We start from the raw sequence: 7061 nt of genomic DNA, 5'->3' as shown, positions 1-7061 counted from the left end.
AAAACCAAACGGTTGCCTTTCGATTCCGAGCCCGCCTGACCGGCTTGCCCCTCGAAAGAGATGCGCATTCTACAGACCTCCCGCAAACCGTCAACAGCTTTTCCCAAACTTTCTGCAGAGATCTCGGTTTACCCGTACATTCTAGCTCCGATTGCCCGCCTTTTGAACAGAAAATGCGCTGCGATGGCCAGCAAGGAGATCGGCACCAGCGTAACGGCCAACGGCACCTGGGCCGGAGCCGTCAAAACCAGCGATTCTTTCGCCATCTCATAAAAAAGGCGGTGACCCATACCGGCTCACCGCCCTTGCGCTGCGTCTAAACCCGAAGCTTAGAACCTTCGGTGAACCACGGCCTAGACATCAAGATAATCGAGAATCCCTTCCGCAGCCTGGCGCCCCTCCCAAATGGCAGTCACTACCAGATCAGAACCCCGCACCATATCGCCACCCGCAAAGATTTTGGGGTTGCTGGTCTGGAACGGGAACTCGCCACCTTCGGCCGCCGTTACACGACCGGAATCGTCCGTGGCAACCTCGTGCTCCTCAAACCATTCTGACGGGCTGGGACGGAAACCAAACGCCACCAGCACCGCATCCGCTGGAATCACCTCTTCACTCCCCGGCACCACTTCCGGACGCCGACGACCGTTCTCGTCCGGCTCCCCCATCCGGGTCTGTACAACCTTTACGCCTTCAACCTGGTCTTCCCCGATGATTGCGATCGGCTGGCGATTGAAGAGGAACTTGACGCCCTCTTCTTTGGCATTGGCAACCTCGCGGCGAGAACCCGGCATGTTCTGCTCATCCCGTCGGTAGGCACAGGTCACGCTCTCGGCCTGCTGCCGGATCGAGGTTCGGTTACAGTCCATGGCGGTGTCACCACCACCGAGCACCACAACCCGCTTGCCCTTCATGTCGATGAAGTCGTCCGCCGACTTCTCAAAACCCAGTCGACGATTGACGTTGGAGATCAGGAACGGCAGCGCATCGTACACGCCCGGCAGATCCTCGCCCGGGAAACCGCCCTTCATATAGGTGTAGGTGCCCATGCCCATGAAGACGGCATCGTATTCATCCAGCAGCTCCTGCATCTGGACATCCCGACCCACTTCAGTGCTGAGGCGGAACTCCACGCCCATTTCCTCGAACACCTGACGGCGACGGCTCATCACCGACTTTTCCAGCTTGAACTCGGGAATACCAAAGGTCAGCAGGCCACCAATCTCTGGATAACAGTCAAACACCACCGGCTTGACTCCGTTACGAACCAGGATGTCGGCACAGCCAAGACCCGCCGGTCCGGCTCCAATAACCGCGACTTTCTTGTCCGTCCAGCGAACGTGGGATAGATCCGGCTTCCAGCCCAGGGCAAAGGCTGTGTCCGTAATGTACTTTTCCACCGACCCGATGGTCACGGCACCAAAGCCATCATTGAGGGTACAGGCGCCTTCACACAGACGATCCTGCGGACAGACCCGGCCGCATACTTCCGGCAGTGAGTTGGTCTGGTGGCAAAGCTCCACCGCTTTCATCACATTGCCCTCGGACACCAGCTTGAGCCAGTTGGGGATGTAATTGTGGACCGGGCACTTCCACTCGCAGTAAGGGTTACCGCAAGCCAGGCAGCGATGAGCCTGATTGGCGGCATCGTCCGGCTTGAAAGGGTGATAGATCTCGGCAAATTCTTTCTTGCGCTTCTTGGCCGGCACCTTGCTCGGATCAACACGGCCAACCTCGACAAACTGGAAGTCGTTACTCAAACGTTCTTTCATCTGGTAGCTCTCATCAACTCAATTTCGACATCGGGCCGGCACAGGGCCGGCCCATTCCCCGGATTATTCTCCGCCCTATTCCGGACGGGCCCGGGTGCTGGCCAGCAGGCTTCTCAGGTTGGCGGCCTTGGGCTTAACCAACCAGAAACGGCCAATATAGTCGTCGAAATTGTCAAGAATGTGCTCGGCCCAGGCGCTGCGGGTTTCCGCCACATGCTCACGGATGACCCCGCGCAGGTGATTGCGGTACGGCTCCATGTCCTCACTGGAAATCCGCTGGATCTCCACCAGCTCGTGGTTGTACTTGTCCACGAAGGTGTTTTTCTCGTCCAGCACGTAGGCAAAACCACCGGTCATACCGGCACCAAAGTTGTGACCGGTGGCACCCAGAACGGTAATCAGGCCACCCGTCATGTACTCGCAGCAGTGATCGCCCGCACCCTCGACCACCGCGTGGGCGCCGGAGTTACGCACCCCAAAACGCTCACCGGCGGTACCCGCAGCGAACAGCTTGCCACCAGTCGCGCCGTAGAGGCAGGTGTTGCCCACAATGGAGGTTTCCTGGGTGTTGAAGCTGCTGCCCTGCGGCGGACGGATCACCAGCTTGCCTCCGGTCATGCCTTTACCGACGTAGTCGTTGGCATCGCCTTCCAGGTACAGGTGCAGGCCACAGACGTTCCAGACCCCGAAACTCTGGCCGGCGGTGCCGGTCAGCTCCAGCGTGATGGGCGCGTCGATCATGCCCTGGTTGCCGTGCGCCTCCGCAATCTCACCGGACAGGCGAGCACCGATGGAACGGTCGCAGTTGGTGACACGGTAGGACCAGGTCCCGCCCTGGCGATTGGCGATGGCATCCGCCATGTCCGCCACCATCTGCTCAGCCAGCTTGCCCTCATCAAACGGCAGGTTGCGTTCTACCTGGCAGGTATGCGGCTTGTCAGCCGGAATCAGGTCGTTGCCCAACAGTGGCGTCAGATCCAGCTTTTGCTGGCGCTGGGTATCACCGGGCAGGCGCTCCAACAGATCCACTCGGCCAACCAGCTCTTCCAACGTACGAACACCGAGCTTGGCCATCCATTCGCGAGTCTCCTCCGCAACAAAACGGAAGAAGTTCATCGCCATCTCGACGGTGCCGCGGAAATGCTCCTCGCGCAGATGATCATTCTGGGTGGCAACACCGGTTGCACAGTTGTTGAGGTGACAGATCCGCAGGTATTTACAGCCCAGGGCGACCATAGGCGTGGTACCAAAGCCAAAGCTTTCAGCCCCCAGGATTGCCGCCTTGACCACATCCAAGCCCGTCTTGATGCCACCATCCGTCTGCAGGCGAATCTTGCCCCGCAGATCGTTGGCACGCAGCGCCTGCTGGGTTTCGCTCAGGCCAAGCTCCCACGGGGAGCCGGCGTAGCGAATTGAGGTCAGCGGGCTCGCTGCGGTACCACCGTCATAGCCAGAAACGGTGATCAGGTCGGCATAGGCCTTGGCAACACCGGCGGCGATGGTGCCAACCCCCGGCTCGGAGACCAGCTTGACGGAGACCAGTGCCTTCGGATTGACCTGTTTGAGATCAAAGATCAGCTGGGCCAGATCCTCGATGGAGTAAATATCGTGGTGCGGGGGCGGCGAAATCAGAGTGACGCCCGGTACCGAGTAACGCAGCCGGGCAATCAGATCATTGACCTTGCCGCCAGGCAGCTGACCGCCCTCTCCAGGCTTGGCGCCCTGTGCCACCTTGATCTGCATGACCTCAGCGCTGCGGAGGTACTCCGCAGTCACGCCAAATCGACCGGAAGCAACCTGCTTGATCTTGGAGCGACGCTCGGTGCCGTAGCGAGCCGCATCTTCACCGCCCTCACCGGAGTTGGAGCGACCGCCGAGTGTGTTCATCGCCACGGCCAGTGCCTCATGGGCCTCCGGCGACAGTGCACCGAGGGACATGGCGGCAGAATCAAAGCGCGGGAAGATGGCCTCCACCGGCTCAACGTCAGCCAGTTTGATGCCTTCGATATCGCTACGGAATGAAAGCAGATCCCGCAGCGTCGCTACCGGTCGCTCGTTGACCAGCGCGGCATACTCACGGTACTGACCATACTCTCCGCTGATCACCGCATCCTGCAGCGTCCGGACCACATCCGGGTTGAAGGCATGGTATTCCTGACCGTGGATGTACTTGAGCAGGCCACCCTGTGAGATGGGCTTGCGGGGCTTCCAGGCAACGGCAGCCAGCTGTTCCTGGTCCTGCTGGAAATCAAAGAAGCCAGCCCCCTGGATCCGACTGGGCACACCCCGGAAACACAGATCCACCACTTCATCAGCGAGACCAATCGCCTCAAACAGCTGGGCACCGCGATAGGAGGTGATGGTGGAGATGCCCATCTTGGACAGGATCTTCAACAGCCCCTTGTTGATGCCCTTGCGGTAGTTGTTCTTGGCTTCGATCGGGTCCATCAGCACTTCGCCAGTGCGGATCAGATCGTTCAGCACCTGGTACGACAGATAGGGATAAACCGCTGTGGCACCAAAGCCGAACAGCACAGCGAACTGGTGCGGGTCACGAGCCCAGCCGGTTTCAACGATCAGGTTGGAATCGCAACGCAGCCCCTGGTGAACCAGGTGGTGGTGGACCGCCGCGGTCGCCATCAGGGCATTGACCGGCAGTTCACCCTCGCACAGGTCCTTATCGGTGAGCACCAGCAGGACCTTGCCATCCCGGACGGCCTGGGCGGCTTCGTCGCAAACGGTACGGATGGCCTGCTCCAGCCCCTGCTCGGGACGGTAGCTGAGACGAATACGAGCCACTTCGAAGCCCGGACGCTCATTATTGACGATGCGCAGGAACTTCGCCGGTGACAGCACCGGCGTGGACAGAATGATCCGGTCGGCGTGGTCAGGCGTCTCTTCAAAGACGTTGCGTTCCGCCCCGAGGCAGGTTTCCAGCGACATCACGATGGATTCGCGCAACGGATCAATCGGCGGATTGGTGACCTGGGCGAACTTCTGACGGAAGTAATCGCCAACATGACGCACCCGGCTGGACAGCACCGCCATCGGCGTGTCGTCACCCATGGAGCCGACGGCTTCCTGGCCATTCTCGGCCAGCGGACGCAGCACTTGGTCACGCTCTTCGTAGGACACCATGAACATTTTCTGGTGTACCAGCAGTTCGTCCGAGTCCATCAGCCGGAATTCCGGCGTGGCCTGGTTCAGCGTTGCTTCGACTCGAAGGCCGTTTTCCCGCAGCCACTGCTTGTAGGGCTGGGCCTTTTTCAGACGATCATCGACGTCTTTGGTATGCAGCACATCGCCGGTCGCGGTGTCGATGGCCAGCATCTGACCCGGTCCCACACGGCCTTTGGCGACCACATCGTCCGGCTCATAGGCGTAGGTGCCAATCTCGGACGCCAGGGTAATAAAACCGTCTTTGGTCATGACCCAACGGGCCGGACGCAGGCCGTTGCGATCGAGCATGCACACGGCGTAACGGCCGTCGGAGATAACCAGGCCGGCCGGGCCATCCCAAGGCTCCATGTGCATGGAGTTGTACTCGTAGAAGGACCGCAGGTCAGCGTCCATGGTGTCCACATTCTGCCACGCCGGTGGAATCATCATGCGCGCGGCACGGAACAGGTCAACGCCGCCGGCCAACAGGATCTCCAGCATGTTGTCCATGCTTGAGGAATCGGAGCCGGTCAGGTTAACCAGCGGCTGCAGGGTCTGCAGATCCGGCAGGTTGGGCGAACTGAATTTTGCGGCCCGGGCAATCGCCCAGTTCCGGTTGCCGTCCACGGTATTGATCTCACCGTTGTGGGCGAGATAGCGGAACGGCTGGGCCAGCGGCCAGCGCGGCATAGTGTTGGTAGAGAAACGCTGGTGGAACACACAGATCGCCGTTTCCAGCTCCGGATCACCAAGATCCAGGTAGAAGTTGGGCAGATCCACCGGCATCATCAACCCTTTGTAGGACAGGGTCCGGTGAGAAAGACTGCAGATGTAGAATTCGCCGTCGTCCACCATGTCGCGTTCGGCATAACGTCGGCCCACAAACAACGCAATGGCAAAGTCTTTTTCTTCTTTGCCGGCGGGCTCCACGAAGACCTGCTCGATACGCGGCAGGCAATCCAGTGCCATTGGTCCCAGGCAGCTGTTGTCTGTGGGTACTTCCCGCCAGCCAAGAATGTCCAGACCCTGCTCGGTCAACCGCTTCTCGATCGCGGCACGACCTGCCGCAGCCTTGCTTTCATCGGGGTTCAGGAAGACCTGGCCAACGGCGAACAGGTCGCCTGGGGTCTTGCCGAACGCCGCATTCGCGGCCTTACGCAGAAATGCGTCCGGACTCTGAATCAGCAGGCCACAACCATCGCCGGTCTTACCGTCCGCCGCAATCCCACCGCGGTGGGTCATGCAGGTCAGCGACTCGATGGCAGTTTGCAACAACTTCTGGCTGGCCTCGCCCTTCATATGGGCAATCAGACCAAAGCCGCAGTTGTCCCTGAACTCATCGGGATGATACAAACCTGTCATCATAAGCGTTCTCTCGCGTATAAATGCTTTTCAATCAAAGAGTTAAGGCGAAAAAGAGCACCCGATCACCCTTCGACACTGAAAATGGGGGCTGGCTATTTTACACACGTAGAAATACGTACTCAAACGGAGTTGCAGTTTTAAGGCAACTCCGTTCCATCAGAATAGCCCGCCAGGCGTTGGTATCACTGGGATTGAAGGCATTTTTCGGACCAACCCGAAAATGGCAGCACAATACCCGGATATTGGTCACAAACACCGTCGGAAGACAGGAAAATCGACTAAATCAGACTGCTTTTCAGCTCGGTCTGCCGCCCGGACGGAAGCAGCAGGGAATGAGGATCAGATATCACCCAGAGTCCGAATCCAGGGCTCTTCCTGGCGCAGACTGGCAGGAAGTTTGGCGAGGGCCGCCCGGGCTTCCTCGCGGCTGCCAAACTCTCCGTAAAAAACTACAAACCAGTCTTTTCCGGATCGCAGACTTCGGGTGTAGCGCAGACCATTAACACTCGGGTGCATCTCGATGAAGCGCAACGCCGTGCGCTCTTCATACCCTGCAATGTACTGAGCAGTAAATGCCTCCTTACCACTCAGTTCCTGCCGAGGAAGGAAGTAGGCCGGAGCCGCCGGTTCGAAAGCCGGTGTGCTGGGCTCTGGCTCTGGCTCTGGCTCTGGCTCTGGCTCTGGCTCTGGCTCTGGCTCTGGCTCTGGCTCTGGCTCTGGCTCTGGCTCTGGCTCTGGCTCTGGCTCTGGCTCTGGCTCTGGCTC

The 7061-nt window shown here is 59.4% G+C and carries 3 protein-coding genes; all 3 read right to left on the bottom strand.

The genetic code is table 11. The annotated features are described in order from the left end of the window. Positions 1-353: 353 nt before the first annotated feature. Positions 354-1772, bottom strand: a complete 1419-nt coding sequence (locus MLD24_RS21260) for an FAD-dependent oxidoreductase (protein WP_248169312.1) — start codon at positions 1770-1772, stop codon at positions 354-356. Between the two features lie 75 nt (positions 1773-1847). Next, complete coding sequence (gene gltB / locus MLD24_RS21255) at positions 1848-6296, bottom strand: glutamate synthase large subunit (protein ID WP_248169310.1); 4449 nt, start codon at positions 6294-6296, stop codon at positions 1848-1850. Between the two features lie 339 nt (positions 6297-6635). Continuing rightward, the coding region (locus tag MLD24_RS21250; protein WP_248169308.1) for an SPOR domain-containing protein at positions 6636-7061 on the bottom strand (426 nt) is incomplete at its 5' end.

The organism is Marinobacter xestospongiae (genome assembly GCF_023156385.1).
Lineage (GTDB): Bacteria > Pseudomonadota > Gammaproteobacteria > Pseudomonadales > Oleiphilaceae > Marinobacter > Marinobacter xestospongiae.
The sequence above is the reverse complement of the archived record's forward strand: the minus strand, read 5'-3'. Positions and strand labels throughout refer to the sequence as shown.